18 protein-coding genes are annotated in these 18,396 nt (G+C 68.6%); 3 read left to right on the top strand and 15 right to left on the bottom strand.

Features of this window, described 5'->3' with window-relative positions; genetic code table 11:
- Positions 1-149: 149 nt before the first annotated feature.
- Genes kdpE through AC1RL8_RS28205 form a run of 9 tightly spaced genes read right to left on the bottom strand, consistent with a single transcriptional unit; the run spans position 150 to position 8,874 of the window.
- Positions 150-851, bottom strand: coding sequence for a two-component system response regulator KdpE (gene kdpE, locus AC1RL8_RS28245; protein WP_062480698.1), 702 nt, complete (start codon positions 849-851; stop codon positions 150-152).
- 8 nt (positions 852-859) lie between these two features.
- Complete coding sequence (locus AC1RL8_RS28240) at positions 860-3,604, bottom strand: DUF4118 domain-containing protein (RefSeq protein WP_492686933.1); 2,745 nt, start codon at positions 3,602-3,604, stop codon at positions 860-862.
- A gap of 13 nt (positions 3,605-3,617) precedes the next feature.
- A complete protein-coding gene (locus tag AC1RL8_RS28235) occupies positions 3,618-3,749 on the bottom strand; it encodes a hypothetical protein (protein ID WP_255221096.1) in 132 nt (43 codons plus the stop codon).
- On the bottom strand, positions 3,739-4,095 hold the full coding sequence (locus AC1RL8_RS28230) for a hypothetical protein (protein ID WP_492686932.1): 357 nt from the start codon (positions 4,093-4,095) through the stop codon (positions 3,739-3,741). The genes AC1RL8_RS28235 and AC1RL8_RS28230 overlap by 11 nt, the downstream gene beginning before the upstream one ends.
- Before the next feature lie 13 nt (positions 4,096-4,108).
- Complete coding sequence (kdpC, locus tag AC1RL8_RS28225) at positions 4,109-4,702, bottom strand: potassium-transporting ATPase subunit KdpC (protein WP_492686931.1); 594 nt, start codon at positions 4,700-4,702, stop codon at positions 4,109-4,111.
- Positions 4,703-4,715: 13 nt separating this feature from the next.
- Positions 4,716-6,824, bottom strand: coding sequence for a potassium-transporting ATPase subunit KdpB (gene kdpB / locus AC1RL8_RS28220; protein WP_492686930.1), 2,109 nt, complete (start codon positions 6,822-6,824; stop codon positions 4,716-4,718).
- Between the two features lie 13 nt (positions 6,825-6,837).
- Positions 6,838-8,637, bottom strand: coding sequence for a potassium-transporting ATPase subunit KdpA (gene kdpA, locus AC1RL8_RS28215; protein WP_492686929.1), 1,800 nt, complete (start codon positions 8,635-8,637; stop codon positions 6,838-6,840).
- Position 8,638: 1 nt separating this feature from the next.
- Positions 8,639-8,737 (bottom strand): K(+)-transporting ATPase subunit F, encoded by a 99-nt coding sequence (kdpF, locus tag AC1RL8_RS28210; RefSeq protein WP_056576794.1) that lies wholly within the window; start codon positions 8,735-8,737, stop codon positions 8,639-8,641.
- A complete protein-coding gene (locus AC1RL8_RS28205; protein WP_169805043.1) occupies positions 8,734-8,874 on the bottom strand; it encodes a hypothetical protein in 141 nt (46 codons plus the stop codon). The genes kdpF and AC1RL8_RS28205 overlap by 4 nt, the downstream gene beginning before the upstream one ends.
- A 320-nt stretch (positions 8,875-9,194) precedes the next feature.
- On the opposite strand from AC1RL8_RS28205, the gene AC1RL8_RS28200 reads away from it, so the two are divergent.
- The 3 genes from AC1RL8_RS28200 to AC1RL8_RS28190 are packed head-to-tail and all read left to right on the top strand — an operon-like array spanning position 9,195 to position 12,430.
- Positions 9,195-11,027 (top strand): hypothetical protein, encoded by a 1,833-nt coding sequence (locus AC1RL8_RS28200; protein WP_492686928.1) that lies wholly within the window; start codon positions 9,195-9,197, stop codon positions 11,025-11,027.
- A gap of 48 nt (positions 11,028-11,075) precedes the next feature.
- Positions 11,076-12,098, top strand: a complete 1,023-nt coding sequence (locus AC1RL8_RS28195; RefSeq protein WP_492686927.1) for a hypothetical protein — start codon at positions 11,076-11,078, stop codon at positions 12,096-12,098.
- Positions 12,099-12,136: 38 nt separating this feature from the next.
- On the top strand, positions 12,137-12,430 hold the full coding sequence (locus tag AC1RL8_RS28190; RefSeq protein WP_492686926.1) for an F-box protein: 294 nt from the start codon (positions 12,137-12,139) through the stop codon (positions 12,428-12,430).
- 37 nt (positions 12,431-12,467) lie between these two features.
- Here the strand turns inward: AC1RL8_RS28190 and AC1RL8_RS28185 are convergent, their stop codons facing one another.
- The 6 genes from AC1RL8_RS28185 to soxA form a co-directional block, all read right to left on the bottom strand.
- Positions 12,468-12,806 (bottom strand): hypothetical protein, encoded by a 339-nt coding sequence (locus AC1RL8_RS28185; RefSeq protein ID WP_369645511.1) that lies wholly within the window; start codon positions 12,804-12,806, stop codon positions 12,468-12,470.
- An 8-nt stretch (positions 12,807-12,814) separates the two neighbouring features.
- Complete coding sequence (locus tag AC1RL8_RS28180; protein WP_390348045.1) at positions 12,815-13,810, bottom strand: DUF3829 domain-containing protein; 996 nt, start codon at positions 13,808-13,810, stop codon at positions 12,815-12,817.
- Positions 13,811-13,994: 184 nt separating this feature from the next.
- Positions 13,995-15,110: a YeeE/YedE family protein gene (locus AC1RL8_RS28175; protein ID WP_492686925.1), complete on the bottom strand. Its 1,116-nt coding sequence runs from the start codon at positions 15,108-15,110 to the stop codon at positions 13,995-13,997.
- 42 nt (positions 15,111-15,152) lie between these two features.
- Positions 15,153-16,877 (bottom strand): thiosulfohydrolase SoxB, encoded by a 1,725-nt coding sequence (soxB, locus tag AC1RL8_RS28170; protein ID WP_492686924.1) that lies wholly within the window; start codon positions 16,875-16,877, stop codon positions 15,153-15,155.
- 19 nt (positions 16,878-16,896) lie between these two features.
- On the bottom strand, positions 16,897-17,550 hold the full coding sequence (gene soxX / locus AC1RL8_RS28165; RefSeq protein WP_492686923.1) for a sulfur oxidation c-type cytochrome SoxX: 654 nt from the start codon (positions 17,548-17,550) through the stop codon (positions 16,897-16,899).
- A 12-nt stretch (positions 17,551-17,562) separates the two neighbouring features.
- Positions 17,563-18,366, bottom strand: a complete 804-nt coding sequence (gene soxA, locus AC1RL8_RS28160; RefSeq protein ID WP_062473848.1) for a sulfur oxidation c-type cytochrome SoxA — start codon at positions 18,364-18,366, stop codon at positions 17,563-17,565.
- Positions 18,367-18,396 lie beyond the last annotated feature (30 nt).

Genomic DNA, 18,396 nt, shown 5'->3' with positions numbered 1-18,396 from the left:
GGGCGATGTCAGGTGGCGATGCTCGCCTCGATGGCTTGGATGAATTTCATGGTGGGCCGGATTGTGGTGGTCTCGATGCGCAAAGGCAAGCACGACCTTGCGCTCTGTTGTCACGGAAAGACATGGCGTTCGCCGCCGGCCTCGCGGTTCTAGACGACCAGCCGGTACCCCACCGCCGTCTCCGTCAACAGATGCTTCGGCTGCGCCGGATCGGCCTCCAGCTTCTGCCGCAGATGCCCCATGTAGATGCGCAGGTAGTGGCTCTGGTCCGTGTGCGACGGGCCCCACACCTCGCGCAGCAGCTGCCGCTGCGTCAGCACGCGTCCGGCGTTGGCCACCAGCACGGAGAGCAGCCGGTACTCGGTCGGCGTGAGGTGCACCTCGGCGCCGGCGCGGCGCACGATGCGTGCGGCGCGGTCCAGTTCGATCTCGCCGAAGCGGAACACGGCCTCGGCGGCCGGTTCGTCGCCGTTGCCACCGGCGGCGCGCGGTCGGCGCAGGTTGGCGCGCACGCGGGCGAGCAGTTCGCCGGTGCCGAAGGGCTTGGTGAGGTAGTCGTCGGCGCCGGCGTCGAGCGCGGCGATCTTGTCGGCTTCGTCGGTGCGGGCCGAGAGCACGATGATCGGCACCTGCGACCAGCCGCGCACATCGCGGATCAGCGACACGCCGTCGCCGTCGGGCAGGCCCAGGTCGAGCACCAGCAGATCGGGTTGGCGCGTACCGGCGGCGGCAAGGCCGTCGCGCAGCGTGCCGGCCTCGTGCACCTGCCAGCCTTCGGCCTCGAGCGCGCCGCGCACGAAGCGGCGGATCTGCGGCTCGTCTTCGATCACGATGGCGGTGGGGGATGGCATGGCGGGTTTCAGAGCTGGGCTTCAGCGGGTTCGGGTGGCTCGCGGCGCGGCAAGGTGACGGTGAATTCTGCACCGCCGTCGCGCGCATTCGCCGCGCTGATCTCGCCGCCGTGCGCGCTCACCACGGCGCGGCAGATGGCCAGGCCGAGGCCGACGCCGGGCGTGGCGGACTCGGCCTCGCCGCGCGTGAACTTGTCGAACAGGGTCTGCTCACGGCCGTGCAGCGCTGCGGGGAGGCCGGGGCCGTGGTCGCGCACGGTGAGCACCAGCGCGGCAGGCTCGGCGCGCGCGCCGACCTCGATGGGCGCGGCGCCGTACTTGGCGGCGTTCTCCAGCAGGTTGACGAGCACGCGCTCGATGAGCACGGCGTCGAACTCGACCAGCGGCAGCTCGGGGTCCCACGCGGTCTGCACGGTCATGCCGCGCAGCGCGGGGCGGGCGGCGCGGATGGCGGCGCCCACCACCTCTTCGACCGACTGCCAGTCGCGCCGCAGGTTGACCGCACCGCCGGCCACGCCGCTTTCGAGGCGCGCCATGTCGAGCAGGTTGCTGACCAGCGCATGCAAGGCATGGGCCTGCGCGACGATGGCGCGCGCGGCCTCGCCGTGTTCTTCGGGCGGCAGGGTCTGCAGCGACTCGGCCAATGCGATGAGCGCGGTGAGCGGCGTGCGCACGTCGTGCGAGATGGCACCGAGCAGCGCGTTGCGCAGGCGCTCCGATTCCATCTCGACCACGGCGCGCTGCGCGACTTCGACGTAGTGCACGCGCTCCAGCGCGATGGCGATCTGGCGTGCCAGCGTGTCCAGCTGCTGCGCCTGCTCGGGAATCAGCAGCCAGCGCGGGCGGGCCGGGCACAGCGCGAGCACGCCGCGCACGCGCATGGGCGCGCGCAGCGGCACGTAGTGCCAGGGCTGGGCGGCGAGCGTGGCGGTGGCCAGGCCGGCGGGCTGGCCGTGGCGGAAGGCCCAGTCGGCCACCTGCGCGTCGAAGCCGGGCGGCGGGTCGGCGGGGGGCACGAGCTGGTCGGCCGCGTCGGTGACCAGCACGCGCGCATGGCCGCCGAAATGGGCCTGCACGGCGGCGGCGCCGAGCGCGACGACCTGGGTGCTTTCGAGCGCGGCCGAGAGTTCGCGCGTGAGCTCGAACAGCGAGCGCGCGCGGCGCTCGCGGCTGGTCGACACGCCGGCCGCGAAGCGCAGCCCGGCCGTGAGCTGGCCCACCAGCAGGCCCACACCGAGCATCACCGCGAAGGTCAGCAGGTACTGCACGTCGCTGACCGCGAAGGACAGGCGCGGCGCGACGAAGAAGTAGTCGAAGGCCGCCACGTTGAGCATCGCCGCGAGCGCCGAAGGCCCGCGCCCGAAGCGCATCGCCACGCCCACCACGCCGAGCAGGAACAGCATGACGATGTTGGACAGCTCCAGCACGCCCGTGAGCGGCGTGCACAGCAGCGTGAGCGCAATGCTGGTGGCTGCGGCCCAGGCGTAACCGGGCCAGCGCGACTGCGCGCGTTCGTCGTCGTCGTCGGCCTGCGTGGCGACCAGCGACGCCTGCGACAGGCGGCGCGCGCTGTCGGCGCGGCCCACTTCGAGGATGTCGAGCGCCGGCGCCCGCTGCGCCAGCGCGCGCGCCAGCGGCACCGCGGACGCACCCCACCAGCGCCGCCAGCCGCGCACGGGCTCCGCGCGCCCGATGACCAGCGTCGCGCAGTTCAGGCGCCGCGCCTGCTCGGACAGTTGCTCCGCCACGTCGGCGCCGGTGAGCACGGCCGTGGCCGCGCCCAGCTCTTCCGCCAGCTTGAGCACGGCGAGGATGCGGTCGCGCTGCGCGGCATCGAGGCGCTGCAGCCGCGGCGTCTCGACGTACGCGGCATGCCAGCGCACGTTGAGCTGGCCCGCGAGCCGCGCGGCGGTGCGCACGGTCTGCGCTGCGCCCTCATGCGGGCCGACGCAGGCCAGGATCGCGCCCGAGGTGTTCCAGGCCTGCAGCGCCGCGCCGCCCTGCCCATTGCCGCCGGGACCCGACTGCTCGACGCGCCAGCCGCGCACGTCGTCCTCGACGTGCTCGGCGGTGCGGCGCAGGGCGATCTCGCGCAGCGCGATCAGGTTGCCTTTGCGGAAGAAATTCTGTGCGGCGCGCTCGGCCTGCTGCGGCAGGTAGACCTTGCCGGCCGCGAGCCGCGCCGTGAGTTCGTCGGGCGTGACGTCGACCAGCACCACCTCGTCGGCCTCGTCGAGCACGGTGTCGGGCACGGTCTCGTGCACGCGCACGCCGGTGATGGCGCCGACGGTGCCGTTGAGGCTTTCCAGGTGCTGCACGTTGAGTGCCGACCACACCTCGATGCCGGCGGCCAGCAGCTCCTGCACGTCCTGCCAGCGCTTGGCGTGGCGCGAGCCGGGCGCGTTGGTGTGGGCGAGTTCGTCGACCAGCAGCACGGCGGGCTTGCGCGCCAGGGCGGCGTCCAAATCGAACTCGGCGAGCGTGCGACCGCGGTAGGGCAGCTCGCGCAGCGGCAGCGTGTCGAGCCCCGCGAGCAGCGCGGCGGTCTCGCTGCGGCCGTGGGTTTCGACCACGCCGATGAGCACGTCGCGCCCGGCCTCGCGCTCGCGCCGGGCGGCGCTGAGCATGGCCCAGGTCTTGCCCACGCCGGCACTGGCACCGAAGTAGATGCGCAGCTTGCCGCGCAGCGCGCGCGCCTCGTCGCTGCGCAGTTGCGCGAGCAGGGCGTCGGGGTCGGGGCGGGTCTCGGGCATGGGGGAGTGCAGATTAGCGCATCGGCCCGTTCTTGCGCCGCCGTTCATGCCGGCGCGCGGTGCGCGACAGCACCCACCAGGCGAAGCCCAGCGGCACGAACAGCGCCGCCATGGCCAGCAGCGCGTGCAGCAGGTCAGTGACCATGGCGCAGGCCGCAGCGCGCGAGGTGATCGCGCCAGCTCATGAGCCGGCCGATCTCGCCCGAAGGCACGCATTCGATGAGGCGGTGCAGCACCTCGGCATAGCGCGTGGTCGGAAAACGGATCATCAGGCGCACGCAGGGCGCGTCGCTTTCCTGCGAGCTGCAGGCATGCAGCAGCGGCTCGCAGCGCACCACGCCGGCCTCGGCGCAGGCGGCGATGCTGCGGCGCACGCGCAGCGCGTCGGCGCAGCAGACGGTGACGTCGAGCACGTGGAACTGCGTCGTGCGCGGCGCGATCGGACTTCGCACGACGGCGACAGGATGTTCACGGTAGGCGGCATAGGCCATGGTTGTTTTCTCCTCAACGCACCGTCGAAGAAGCATCGAGCGCCAGGTTCAGCGCCAGCACGTTGACGCGCGATTCGCCCAGCACGCCCCACAGCGGCTTCTGGGTGTTCTGCACGATCAGCGCATTCACCTGGTCGGGCGCCATGCCGCGTTCGCGCGCCACGCGGGCGGCCTGGTAGTGCGCGGCGGCGGGGCTGATGTCGGGGTCGAGCCCGCTGGCCGAGGCCGTGACGAGGTCCACCGGCACCGGCGCGGTGTTGCCCGGGTCGGCCGCCCGCAGCGCCTCGACGCGCGCCTTCACGGCATCGGCCAGCGCGGGGTTCAGCGGGCCCTGGTTGGAACCGCCCGAGGCGCTCGCGTTGTAGGGCTGCGGCGCGGTGGCCGACGGGCGGCCCCAGAAGTGCTTCGGGTCGCTGAAGTTCTGGCCGATGAGCGCGGAGCCGACGGGCTTGCCGTCGCGCATCACCAGGCTGCCCGCCGCCTGCGCGGGGAACAGCGCCTGCGCGGCGCCGGTGACGGCCGCCGGATAGAGCAGGCCGGTGAATGCGCTCAGCAGTGCGAAGAGCACGAGCGCGGGGCGAACGATGCTGCCGTTGTTGTTTTTCATGATGAAGAACTCCTCAGACCAGATGGACTGCGACCAGCAGCCAGTCGATCAACTTGATGCCGATGAAAGGAACGAGCAAACCGCCCAGGCCGTAGATGGCGAGGTTGCGGCGCAGCAGTGCAGCGGCGCCCACCGGCCGGTAGCGCACGCCCTTGAGCGCCAGCGGAATCAGGAACACGATGACGAGCGCGTTGAAGATCACCGCCGACAGGATGGCCGACGACGGGCTGGCCAGGCGCATCACGTTGAGCGCGCCGAGCTGCGGGTAGGTCGACACGAAGATCGCCGGAATGATCGCGAAGTACTTCGCCACGTCGTTCGCGATCGAGAAGGTGGTCAGCGAGCCGCGCGTCATGAGCAGCGCCTTGCCGGTCTCCACCACCTCGAGCAGCTTGGTCGGGTTGGAGTCGAGGTCGACCATGTTGCCGGCCTCCTTCGCGGCCTGCGTGCCGCTGCCCATGGCCACGGCCACGTCGGCCTGCGCGAGCGCGGGGGCGTCGTTGGTGCCGTCGCCGGTCATCGCGACCAGACGGCCTTCGGCCTGGTACTTGCGGATCAGCGCGAGCTTGTCTTCAGGCGTGGCCTCGGCCAGGAAGTCGTCCACGCCGGCTTCGGCCGCAATGGCGGCGGCCGTGAGCTTGTTGTCGCCGGTGATCATCACGGTCTTGATGCCCATGCGGCGCAGCTCGGCAAAGCGGTCGCGAATGCCGGTCTTGACGATGTCCTTGAGCTCGACCACGCCGAGCACGCGGTTGCCTTCGGCCACGGCCAGCGGCGTGCTGCCGCGGCGTGCCGTTTCTTCGGCGGCGCGCAGCATCTCGGCCGGCACGCTGCCGCCCAGCGATTCGACGTGGCGGCGCACCGCATCGACCGCGCCCTTGCGCAGCACGATGGCGTCGACGTCCAGGCTGTTCGGCGCGGCCGGCAGGTCGACACCGCTCATGCGGGTCTGCGCGGTGAAGGGCACGAAGCGCGCGCCTTCGACCGACGCCGCTTCGAGGCCGTCGCGGCGCGCCAGCTCGACGATGCTGCGGCCCTCGGGCGTTTCATCGGCCAGCGAGGCGAGCATGGCGGCGCGCGCGAGGCGGCCCTTCGGCACGCCGGGCGCGGGCAGGAAGGCGCTGGCCTGGCGGTTGCCGTGCGTGATGGTGCCGGTCTTGTCCAGCAGCAGCACGTCGACGTCGCCGGCGGCTTCCACCGCGCGGCCCGAGGTGGCGATCACGTTGGCCTGCATCATGCGGCTCATGCCGGCCACGCCGACAGCCGAGAGCAGGCCGCCGATGGTGGTCGGGATCAGGCACACGAGCAGCGCGACCAGCGCGGTGAGCGACACCACGGTGCCCGCCCCTGCGGCCTCGACGCTGAACACCGAGAACGGCAGCAGCGTGACGGTGACCATGAGGAACACGATCGTCAGTGCCACCAGCAGGATGGTCAGCGCGATCTCGTTCGGCGTCTTGTGGCGCTTGGCCGCCTCGACCATGCCGATCATGCGGTCCAGGAAGGACTCGCCGGGGTTCACCGAGATGCGCACCACCAGCCAGTCGGACAGCACGCGGGTGCCGCCGGTGACGGCCGAGAAGTCGCCGCCCGATTCGCGCACCACGGGCGCCGATTCGCCGGTGATGGCGCTTTCGTCCACCGAGGCCACGCCTTCGATGACCTCGCCGTCGAGCGGGATCACGTCGCCGGCTTCGACCAGCACGACGTCGCCCTTGCGCAGGTTGGGCGCCTGCTCGGGCAGCCACTGCGCACCATGGTGCGGCTGCTGCTGGTCCTTCAGCTTCTTGGCCCAGGTGTCCTTGCGCAGGCCGCGCAGCGAGGCCGCCTGCGCCTTGCTGCGGCCTTCGGCCAATGCTTCGGCGAAGTTGGCGAACAGCACGGTGAACCACAGCCACACGGTCACGGCCAGCACGAAGGCGGGCTGCATGCCGGTGTCGCCGGGAAAGCTCAGCGCATGCACCCAGAGCAGCGTCGTGAGGATGCTCCCGATGTAGACGATGAACATCACCGGGTTGCGCCACTGGGTGCGCGGGTTCAGCTTGGCGAAGGCGCCCCACAGCGCGGGCTTCACGAGCGCTGCATCGAACAGCGAAAGAGAGGTTTTGGTTTTGGCAGTCATGGTGCGCTCCTTCTTATTTCCAGAGCACGAGGTGTTCGACGATCGGCCCGAGGGCCAGTGCCGGCACATAGTTGAGCAGGCCGACCAGCAGCACGGTGCCGATCAGCAGGAAGACGAACAGCGGGCCGTGCGTGGGCAGCGTGCCGCTGGTGACGGGCAGGCGCTTCTTGGCGGCCAGCGCGCCGGCAATGGCGAGCACCGGCACGATCATCGCGAAGCGCCCGAGCCACATCGCCAGGCCGAGCAGGCCGTTGTAGAACGGTGTGTTGGCCGACAGGCCCGCGAAGGCGCTGCCGTTGTTGTTGGCGGCCGAGGTGAGTGCATACAGCACCTCGGAGAAGCCGTGCGCGCCGGGGTTGGCGATGCCGACCTTGCCCGCACCCGCGCTCACCGCCAGCGCCGTGCCCGCCAGCACCAGCACCGGCGTGACCAGGATGGCGATGGAGATCAGCTTCATCTCGCGCACCTCGATCTTCTTGCCGAGGTACTCGGGCGTGCGCCCGATCATCAGGCCCGCGATGAACACCGCGAGCATGGCGAACACCAGCATGCCGTACAGGCCGCTGCCGACGCCGCCGAAGACGACCTCGCCCAGCTGCATCAGCACCATGGGGACCATGCCGCCGATGGGCGTGAGCGAGTCGTGCATGGCGTTCACCGCGCCGCACGAGGCGGCGGTGGTCACGGCGGCGAAGAGGGCCGAGGCGTCGATGCCGAAGCGCACTTCCTTGCCTTCCATGTTGCCGCCGCTTTGCAATGCGCTCGCCATCTGGTCCACGCCCAGCGGGCCCAACAGCGGGTTGCCGGCCTGCTCGGCGGGCGTGGCGACCAGCACCGCCACCACGAACAGCACCGTCATCGCCGCGAGCACGGCCCAGCCCTGGCGCAGGTCGCCGACCACGCGGCCGAAGGCGAAGCACAGCGCCGCCGGGATCAGGAAGATCGCCAGCATCTCCAGCAGGTTGCTGAACGCGGTCGGGTTCTCGTAGGGGTGCGCCGAGTTGGCGTTGAAGAAGCCGCCGCCGTTGGTGCCGAGCATCTTGATCGCCTCTTGCGAAGCGACCGGGCCCATGGCGAGCGTCTGCGTTTGGGTGGTGGCGTCTTCCATCACGGGGGCGCCCTTGTCGTCCTTCAGCGGCTGGCCGTCGGGGCCGTTCTTCGGTTGCTGGAAGGCCGTGGCTTCGAGCGTCTGCACGCTCTTGTAGGCGTCGAAGTTCTGGATCACGCCCTGCCCTGCCAGGCACAGCGCGAGCACGAACGAGATCGGCAACAGCACCCACAGCGTGACGCGCGTCACGTCGGCCCAGAAGTTGCCGACCAGGCCCTTGCCGTCACCCCGGCGCGCAAAGCCGCGCACCAGTGCGAAGGCGACCGCGATGCCGGTGGCGGCGGACAGGAAGTTCTGCACCGCGAGGCCGAGCATCTGCGTGAGGTAGCTCATGGTCGACTCACCGGCGTAGCCCTGCCAGTTGGTGTTGGCGACGAAGCTCACTGCCGTGTTGAAGGCCGAGTCGGGCGACACCGCGCCCATGCCGGCCGGGTTGAACGGCAGCCCGCCCTGCAGGCGCTGCAGGGCATAGAGAAAGATCGCGCCGATGGCGTTGAACGCGAGCAGCGCCAGCGCGTAGCGCAGCCAGTGCATCGACTGCTCGGGCTGCGTGCCCGCGAGGCGGTACAGCGGCGCTTCGACGCGCTGCATCCAGCGCGGCACGCGCTCGCTGCACAGCGCGGCCAGCAGCTTGCCCAGCGGCCAGGCCAGCACGAGCAGCGCGCCGAGAAAAAGGGCCAGCAGGACCCAGGCCGAGGTTTCCATGTCAGAACTCCTCGGCGCAGATCAGCGCGAACACCAGGTACGCGAACAGGACCACGGCGACCAACGCGCCGAAGCCGTACAGGACTTCGAGGCCGATCACGATGCATCTCCCGGCGTGCGCGTTGTCTCAACGCCCGCGTGCGGCTTTTGCGGCCCTTCGAGCCGGTTCAGCCCGACGACCATGGCCGCCACCACGACCCACAGCGCCAGCAAGGCGCCCATCCAGACGATGTCCATTCATCACTCCTGCAAACAAGATGAAAGGAGTCTCGGCAGGCGTGCGTAAAACCGGGGGAAAGAGTGAGTGGGGGGCCGTAAAGAAAGCGTAAAAACGCGGCCCAATGGGGGACTTTGCGAGCCGCACGCGCCCACGCGAAACAAAAGAATGACAAGGCGATGTGAGCTATTCCGATGCTCCGGCGAAGGCCATCGCCGAAAACAAGTAAACCGCTTCTGACATTCCCTCCTACCGATTTCCGTAGGGATGCTTAGCCTCTCGACACGCCGCAAGCACCGTTGCGAGCGCATCGATCCACAAGCAACCCAAGGGAAATGAAATGGCCGATGTCCTGAACATTGACGACTACCGCGTCGACATCGACGGGGAGCAGTTCTCCCTGATCGAAACACCCAGGTCCGGAACACGGATGGTGATTGCGCAGAAGGCACAGGTTCTCAAGACGCTTCGTCTGGACGACCTCGTGAGCAAGCTGCAGCGCACCGGCGATTTCATCAACCTGGCCTACAACAGCACCCCGGCCAAGTACGGAGAAATCCGCGCGCCGATCGGACGCATCCACGACCGCTTCGGCGTGCTGTGCGGGAAGTGCATGCAGGAGATGGGCGCCATCGAAAGTGCTACGCAGGAACTTCTACCGACCTTCAACCGCGTCTTCAAGTTCCTGGTCAACGGACAGGACAGCCTCGCACTGGTTTTTCTCGCGCGGGCGTCGTCGGTGGCGCAGAAACTTGGGGCGAGCATGGACGTGCTGGCCAGGGAATTCGAGAGCCTTGCGAACGACTCCAGCGATGTGCTGCAGACGACGGAGAAGGCGCGCGGCACCGAGCTGAAGAACGCGGAAGAACTCAGGGTCCGCGCGCAGGATCTGGAAGCCAGGATCGCGGAGGCGGAGGAGTTGAGCAGGCGCCTGGAGCAAAGCCGCAAGGAGCTCGAGAAGCTGTATGAAGAAGCCAAGCGCAAGACGGAGAAGGCAGAGGACCGCTCGTTCGCGCTCAGCATGGTCGGAGCCGTTCTTGCGCCGATCGCGCAGGCCGCCGGTGCGTTCGCAGGCGCATTCGCCGGATCGAAGACACCGGCGAACCCGCAGATTCCACCCGACGCACCGCGCAAGACGGCAGGCGCCGACGCCGGCGCAAAGCAGGACGATGACGCCCTCAAGCAAGAAAAGGAAAAGGCCGCCAAGGCGGCCGATGCCGCACGCCTGAAGAAAAGCGACGCCGAGGCGGCGCTGGCCGCCGCGCAAAAAAAGCAGACCCAGGCCAGCGCCGCGCTTCTCCAGGCGCAAGCCGCGGTCGATGAGGCCAAGGACGCCGAGAAAAAGAAGGCGGCGGAGAAAGACCTGTCGTCGGCGAAGCTCAAGGACACCGAAGCGACGCAGGCGGCCACACGGGCCAAGGACGCGATGACCCAGGCCGACAAGACGCTCAGCGACGCCGACGCACGCCTGGCCACCGCCAGCAAGGCCTTGAGCGACTACCTGCAGAACGTGGCCAACGGCCTCAAGACCGAAGGCGATGGGTATGCAGCGGTCGCCGAGGGGTACCGCCAGGAGAAGCTCAAGTACCTCGACCTGCTGATGCAGAAGAAGGACAAGGAAATCGAGGTCTCGGCCAACCTGCAGAAGTACGCGGTCGAGATGAAGAACGCCCATGCACAGGAGATGACGGCGGAGCTGACCGCCAAGGCCCTGTTCAATGTGATTGCGGCACTGCGGCAGGTGGTCGGCGTGCTTCGCGACATGACGTTCTTCTGGTCGGGCATGTCCGCCCACTGCGGCAGGCTGGCCGATCCGGGCTTCGCGGCACAGGTCAAGGCGATGCAGTCGGAGTCGGTCGAACTCAAGCGCGAGCTCTACGCCGATCCCGATTTCAAGAAGGACGTGGTGCGCTACGTGGCGGGCTGGGTCGCACTCGGCGATATCGCCAACGAGTACATGCGGGCCACGTCCGGCATCCGGGACCAGGTGAAGAAGGACTACGAGACCTACCTGGACGACGATGGCGCGCGCCGGGTGGCGTCTTCGCTCGGCGCCCGGCTGCTGGGCGACATTCAGGCGGACATGGATGCGGCCAACGACGACAAGCAGGCGCTCGCCGCGGAGAAGACGGCGACGCAAAAAGCTCTCGAGACGAACAAGAAGGCGGCCTGACAGCGAAGCCGCCTTCGGGCCTGAAAAGAGGAAGCAGAAGGAGGAGCCATGGCCATTCTTTCAAGACCTGTCGCTGCGGTGCTGCAGCGTGCGCTGGCCTACGTCGTGCTCGCCGCGGGGCTTCACGCGGCGGCATCGGCACAAGCGCCGGCGCAGGTGCCCGCGCCCCGGCTGCTCGGCGAACTCACCACCGAAGTGCTTCGGGGCCTGGATGCCGCGCAGCAGATGGGAGAACGTGGAGACGTCGCAGGCGCGGACGCGCAACTCAAGACCATCGAATCCTTGACGGGCGAGATCACACGAAGAACCCGGCAGTACCTCGGCAACGCCGAAGCAGCGCATCGCACCTGCGCGGCCCGCTCGGCCCGGCTGGAAAAGGAACTCGGCGAGATCCTCCTGGCGCAGGAAGACCTGGGCCGGAAGATCGCGGATGTCGAAGCGCAGATCGCGGCGGCCAGCGCGCGCGAGCGCGCAAGCAGCGACGAGATCCGCCAGCTCAACGATCGCGTGCGTCAACTGGAACGCAGTCTCGCGGAACGCCGCAAGAAGCTGCGGGAACTCGAGAAGTGGTGGTGGGTTCCCGGCTACGGCACCTATCTGTCGATTCGAACGCTCGCGCAGAAGGACATCCAGACGCAGGACCACCTGTTCTCCGCGCTGCAGGACGCCGATCGCATGCACGCTTCCTTGCGCAATTCCCTGGAAGCGGCCAATCGGCTCAGAAGCACGCTGGCAAGCAGCCGGGACCAGTTCCGCGCCAACGACGCGGCGTTGCATGGCATCCAGCAGCAGATCGTCGAGAAGATCGCCAAGGCGCGCGCGGCGGTCGCCTTTCTCTCGGACGCGGAGGCTTTCTGGATGCGTGTGCAGCGCCTTGGCGTTGCGCGTACCGCCGACGACATGCAGTTCGTCGCGCGGCAACTGGCGCAGCAGGTGTCGCCCTTGTTGGCGCAGGAGTTCAGCGGGTCGGCGCGGAACTTCAGGGAAGCGCTGATTGCCTTCGGCGATGCCGTGAGCACGAGCCGCTACACCGGACCCGGAAGTGAGTTCCAGTCGTGCGGCCCGACCTAGCCACGCCTTGACCGGCGTGTTCTTTTCACTTTTTTTGAATGGCGAACGACATGGGCGACAAAGAAGAACTGATGGAAGAAGCCGGATCACTCGACTTCCTGCCGAACGAAATGCTGGTGGAGATCCTGAAGAACCTGGGGGACGACGATCTGCGGCGCGTGGCGAGAACCAACAGGCGCCTGCGCATCTGGGCGAAGGATGTCCTGGCCACGCGCGAAAGGCAGCGCGCCCGGCTGTTCTGGGGCCATGTGAATGACTTCATCGAACGCGCCCGCCAGAACCACCCCGACGATTCCGAGGACGACGGCCCAGACGATGGCGAGTGGGACTGACGCGCCGGGTGACCGGCTGCGCGGCGCAGGCGCAGGCTCAGTGCGCCATCCACCGCCCGTCGTCACGCCGGCTGAGGAAGTAGCCGGCGCGGGCGGCGCGCGGGTCGTCGGCTGATTTCTCGTTGACGATGTCCATCTCGGCGCGCGCGATCAGCCAGGTGCCTCCCTGCTTGCCGTTGGACCATTGGAAGCGGTGGAAGCGCGCGTCGGAGCCGATGTAGAAGGTGTGCTGCAGCGGCGACGCGCCGTAGTTGCGGAACGCGGTGACGGGAATCTGCTGCGTCTCGCGGGCGCTGCCACAGCCTGCCGCCGCGAGAAGCGCCGCGACCGCCAGGGCCGCGACGCTGCCGCGCGAAAGAACCCGCGCGGTGCCCATGGCCCGGGTCAGCGGCCGAAGCCGCGGTTGTACGAACCCACGGCGGAGTTGTAGTAGCTCACGATGTTCTTGTACGTCGACGGGAACTTGCTGTCCTTGAACGTGCGCCATTGGCCGATCATGTTCAGCAGGCTGCCGTGCAGCGACTCGTAGTTATAGTTGGGCGCCTTGCCTGCTTCCCCCTTGGCCTTGGCTGCGGCCTTGGCTTCTTCCAGCGCCTTGGAGAGTTCTTCCAGCGAGGCCTGCAACTCGCTGGCCGCCGCATCGACCTTGGCGACGGCGTCCTTGTTCTTCAGGCCGTCGATCTGGTCGAGACCGTTGACGAACTTCTTGGCCACCGCCATCGAGGCCAGCGTGTGGTAGTTGAGCATGTCGCCCTCGGCCTTGAGCTTGGCCATGCGTTCGGTGCGCGACGCCTCCTGCACGCGGTCCAGCTCGCCGCCCAGCGTGTCGATGCTGGCCAGCAGGCCCTTGAAGGCGGCGTTCATGTCGGCGTCGGCCGCGCGGCCCTTGACCCACTTGTCTTCGAGAAAACTCTTGGACCGGTAGTACGGATCCATCGGCGTCCAGACGGCGACGAGCTTCTCGCCCGTGGCCACCACGCCGTCGACGGCCGCATCGAGCGCCGCGTCGCCCGAGCCGTCGGCGCGGGCCTTCTTCAGGTCGTCCACGATGGACTGCACATCGGAAGGGCTGCCATAGAACGAGTTCCCGCTCGGCGACTTGCCGTTCACGTTCATCTGCACGTAGCTCTTGTACTTGGCACCCACGCTGCGGTTGTCGTCGATGAGCCGGTTGTAGCCCTGGCTGTAGGTGGTGCGGGCCGCGGCCTGCACGCGGGCCGGGTCCTTGGCGGGCTGGGTCTTGCCCGATGCGGACGGCGATGGCGAGGCTGCCGCCGGCGTCGGCTTGTTGTCTTCCTTGCAGGCCGCGAGCACGGCACAGAAGCAAAGGCTCAAGGCAAACAGGCGCGTGCGCGCCGATCGGTTGTTGTGCGCAGTCATGGCGCTCTCCCTCGGTTGTGGTTGTTCGGTGCCGCGCCCGTCGATGAAGGCCATCGTTCGCAGCGGCATCAGGTGCGGAAAATGATAGCCAGCACCACCGCGCCCGATCGTCGCGAACGCGCGAAAAACGCCCCGCGCACCGAACTAAATTGTGAGGATTCGCTTCAACGCACGGCGCTGGAAATCAGAGCGTGCGTTCGAGCTGCCAGCTTTGGTACTTCAGGCTTACCACCGCGCCGATGACGATGCCCGCGATGGCCGGCAGGCTCGCGATGCTCAGCGTCGACAGCGCGCTCAGGCCCTGCCCGATGGTGCAGCCCATGGCCGTGACGCCGCCGATGCCCATGAGCACGGCGCCCGTCGCGTGGTGCGCGAGGTCGCCGGTGCCGGCGAAGCCTTCCCAGCGGAATTCGCGCGACCACAGCGCATGCAGCGCGGCGCCCGCCACCACGCCGGCCACCGACACGATGCCCAGCGTGAGCCGCTTGTTGGCGTCGCTGTAGAACATGAGCCAGTCGAGCGCGTAGGCCACAGGCGTGACGAAGCTCAGCGCTTCGGCGCGGCCGGAGTTGGTGGCGAGGAACACGTGCTCGAGCGTGAGCGGATGCTCCTCGACCACCGCCCAGTGGCCGCTGAGCCACCACGCACCGACGACCAGCGCGCCGATCAGCATGCCGCCGACGAGGCTGCGCACGTCGCGCGTCTCGCGGCCCCACGCGGCCCACACGAGCAGCGCGCCGCCGAGCACGAGGCCGAGCGCGAGGCGCAGCGAGGCCGCGTTCAATTGGAAAGACGCGGCCAGCACATCGGGCAGCGAGGCATTCATCGCCAGATCCACATGCACCGCATCGACGGTCGCGACGCGCAGCACCGCGGTGATGCCCTTCAGCGTGGCGAAGGCCGACACGCCCATGAGCACCAGCACCACCAGCGCCTTGAGGTTGCCGCCGCCCAGGCGCACCAGCGTCTTGTTGCCGCAGCCCGAGGACAGCACCATGCCCACGCCGAACAGCAGGCCGCCGACCAGCGCGGCGAGCCAAAGGATCTGGTGCGAGGCGTAGAGCGTGCGGTCGGCATCGACGAGCCCCGCGAACACGAGCGCCGAGAAGCCGATGAGCGCCACGCCGCCGGCCGCGGCCCACTGCTTCACGCGGGTCCAGTCGCCCAGCGCCACCACGTCGCTGATCGCGCCCATGGTGCAAAAGCGCGTGGCGCGCGCGACGGCGCCGAACACCGCCGACAGCACGAAGGCCGCCACGAGCGCGAGCGTGGTGAGAAGGGAAAGCTGCGCGATGGACATGCCCCGATTCTAGGGAGCGACCCCGCGCGTGCGGGGGCCCATTCAGCCCAGGCCGGGGTTCGGCGCGATGTTCTTCAGCACGGGTTCGTCGAGCCGGCGCGTGGTCACCACCTTGCGCGACTTCAGCCACGGCTCGATGACTTCCCACACCGGCTTGTTGCCGGCGGTGCGCGCCTCTTCGCTCACGGGCGCCCAGCCCGCGACCTTGTAGCTGCGGCTGGCGTCGATGGGCTTGCCGCCCAGGCGCATGTCCTGGATGCGTTGGCCCATGGCGGCGGTCGGGTCGCAGGTGTACTGCAGCCCGCCCACGCGCACCATGTCGCCGCCCTGCTGGTAGTAGGGGTCGGGGTTGAAGAGGTTGTCGCAGACGTCTTCGAGCACGGTCTTGAGCGTCTCGCCGGTCATCTGCGTGACGGTGGCGTACGAGTAGGTGGTGGCCGTCATGTCCATCAGCCACTCGCGCGTGATCGCCTGGCCGGGCAGCAGCGAGGTGCCCCAGCGAAAGCCGGGCGAGAAGGCAATGGGCGCGTCTTGTACCTCCATGAGCGCGTCGAGCAGCAGCTGGTCGCCGGTGCCGTTGAAGTTGCCGCGCCGGTACAGCGCACCGTCGGTGTGGGCGAGGGTTTCGGACAGCTTGGCTTCGTAGGGCGCGCGCACGCGGGTGATGAGCGCGTCCATCTCCTTGTCGGCCGGAATGAGGTCGGAGAACACGGGCAGCAGGCGGTAGCGGAAGTCGCTCACCTTCTTGCCCTTGACGTCGAAGTCGATCACGCCGAGGAACTTGCCGTTGGAGCCGCCGTTGACCACGATGGTCTTGCCGCCCGCATTGCTCACGAGCGTGGGCATGGGCGTGCCGTCGTGCGTGTGGCCGCCCAGGATGGCGTCGATGCCGGTGACGCGGCTGGCCATCTTCAGGTCGACGTCCATGCCGTTGTGCGACAGCACCACCACCACCTGCGCGCCCTTGCCGCGCGCCTCGTTCACCACGCGCTGCAGGTTGTCGTCCTGGATGCCGAAGGTCCAGTCGGCCACCATGTAGCGCGGGTTGGCGATGGGCGTGTACGGAAAGGCCTGGCCGACGATGGCGCAGGGCACGCCGTTGATCTCGCGCATCACGTAGGACTTGAACACCGGGTCGCCGAAGTCGGCGGTCTTGACGTTCTGCGCCACGAACTCGACCTTGCCCGCAAAGTCCTTCTCGATGATCTGCTGCACTCGCGCCATGCCGTAGGTGAACTCCCAGTGCCCGGTCATCACGTCGACGCCGAGCAGCTTGCAGGCGTCGACCATGTCCTGCGCATCGGTCCACAGCGACGTGGCCGAGCCCTGCCAGGTGTCGCCGCCGTCGAGCAGCAGCGCGCCGGGGCGGCTGGCCTTGAGCTGCTTGACCAGCGTGGCCAGGTGCGCGAAGCCGCCGACCTTGCCGTAGCGCTGCGCGGCCTTGTCGAAGTCGAGGTAGGTGAGCGCATGCGCCATGCGCGTGCCGGGCTTCACGCCGGCGGCCTTCAGCAGGTGCTCGCCCACGAGGTGCGGCACCTTGCCGCGCATGTTGCCCACGCCGATGTTGACGCCCGGCTCGCGGAAGTACAGCGGCTTGAGCTGCGCATGGCAGTCGGTCATGTGCAGCATCGACACGTTGCCGAAGGCCGGCACGGTGTACATGCTGTCGAGGCCGGCGGCCATGCTGCTGCCGTGGCGGCCCAGGCCCAGGCCGGCGACAGCGCCGGCACCGAGCATCTGGACGAACTCGCGCTTGGAAAGGTTCATGAAGAGAGAAGCCGGGCGTTCAGCGGTTGACGGGAGACTGGGGGTCGAGCAGCAAGCCCATCACGTCGCGGATCTGCTTCTCGTTGAGGATGCCGGAGTGGCCGACGCGCGGCATGTTCGAGCAGGCGTTGTAGGCGCGCGCGTTCCACAGCTTGCCCCAGGTGTATTCGACGATGGGCTTGGACGCGGCGCTGGCCGGGTCGCTCACGCCGCGCAGCTTGCCGTAGTGGTACAGGCTCGGGCCGAGCGTGCCGAAGGAGATTTCTTCCTTCGACATCTGGTGGCAGTTGTAGCAATTGCCGCCGTTGGCGGCGTTGGCCGCGTCGGTCCAGGTGAGGCCGCGGCCGTTCTGCGCGATCTTCTCGCCCTCGCGCCAGTCGCCGACGAACTTGCCGTCGGACGGCCAGCGCACGGTCTTCATGTTGGCGGCCTCGATCTCCTTGGTGCGCTGCTCATCGAGTGGCTTGCCGCTGGCATCGGCTTCGCTGCACGCGAGGTTGGCCGGGTCTTGCACGAGGCGGTCGACCTTGGCGATGCCCTGGTCGCGGAAGGAGCGCTGCAGCGCGTCGGCGGTGAGCTTGTCGAGCTCGGCGGCGCTGTCGACGGACGCGCAGCCGAACACGGTGAGCGCGCAGGCCACGGCGGCCAGGCCGAAGAAATGATCAGACTTCATGGCGTGGCTCCTTCAGCGCTTGATGGCCGGTGCGGTGGTCTTGCCGCCCTTGCCGTTGACGCCCATGTACACGGCCAGTGCCACGGTCACGTCGCTGGCGTAGCCCGGGTACGGAAAGCGCTGCTGGCGGAAGCAGTCGTTCAGCCGACGTTGCATGCCCCACAGTTCGCCGGACGACACGCGGTACGCCGGCCAGGCGCCGAAGCCTTCGCCGGCGCCGGGGTTCTTCGTGAGGTTGGGCAGGTCTTGCAAACGGATGCGCTTGCCGTCGGCACCGTGGCAGGTGGCGCAGGCAAAGTCGTGCGGGCCGGCGCGCAGGAAGAACAGGCGCTTGCCCACTTCGTAGGCGCGGCGTTCGCTCGCATGCGACTGCGGCAGGTTCAGCGGCAGGCCTTTCGATTCGGCCGAGATCCACGCCACCAGCCCCTCGAGGTTCTTCTGCTCGCCCTGGCCGAACGGCGTCTTGGCGATGGCGGCGGCGTCGAAGCCCTGCAAGGTTTCCATGCAGGTGAGCAGGCGCGATTCCATGTCCTGCACGCGGCCGGTGTCGGGAAAGTAGCGCGGCAGTTCGGCGAACGCGCCCTTCACCACGCCCGGGCCCTTGCCGAGGTCGCACTTCTCCATCGACGCGGCCTTGGGGCCGCGCTTCTGTTTCCAGAGGTCTTCGCCCTTGGCCTCGAACAGTTCGGCGGGGTTGCCGTCCTGCAGCAGCGCGCGGTACTCGGCGATGCCTTCGGCCGTGGTCTTCTGCGCCGCGGCGGGCAGTGCGATGCTGCCGGCCAGCACCAGCAGGCTCAGGCATGTGGTTGTCCTCATGGGGCCGCCTTTTTTTCTCGTGGGGAACAC

The organism is Variovorax sp. GW822-FHT04E09 (assembly GCF_058800845.1).
Note: the sequence above shows the minus strand (reverse complement) of the source record. Positions and strands in the feature narration are given on the sequence as shown.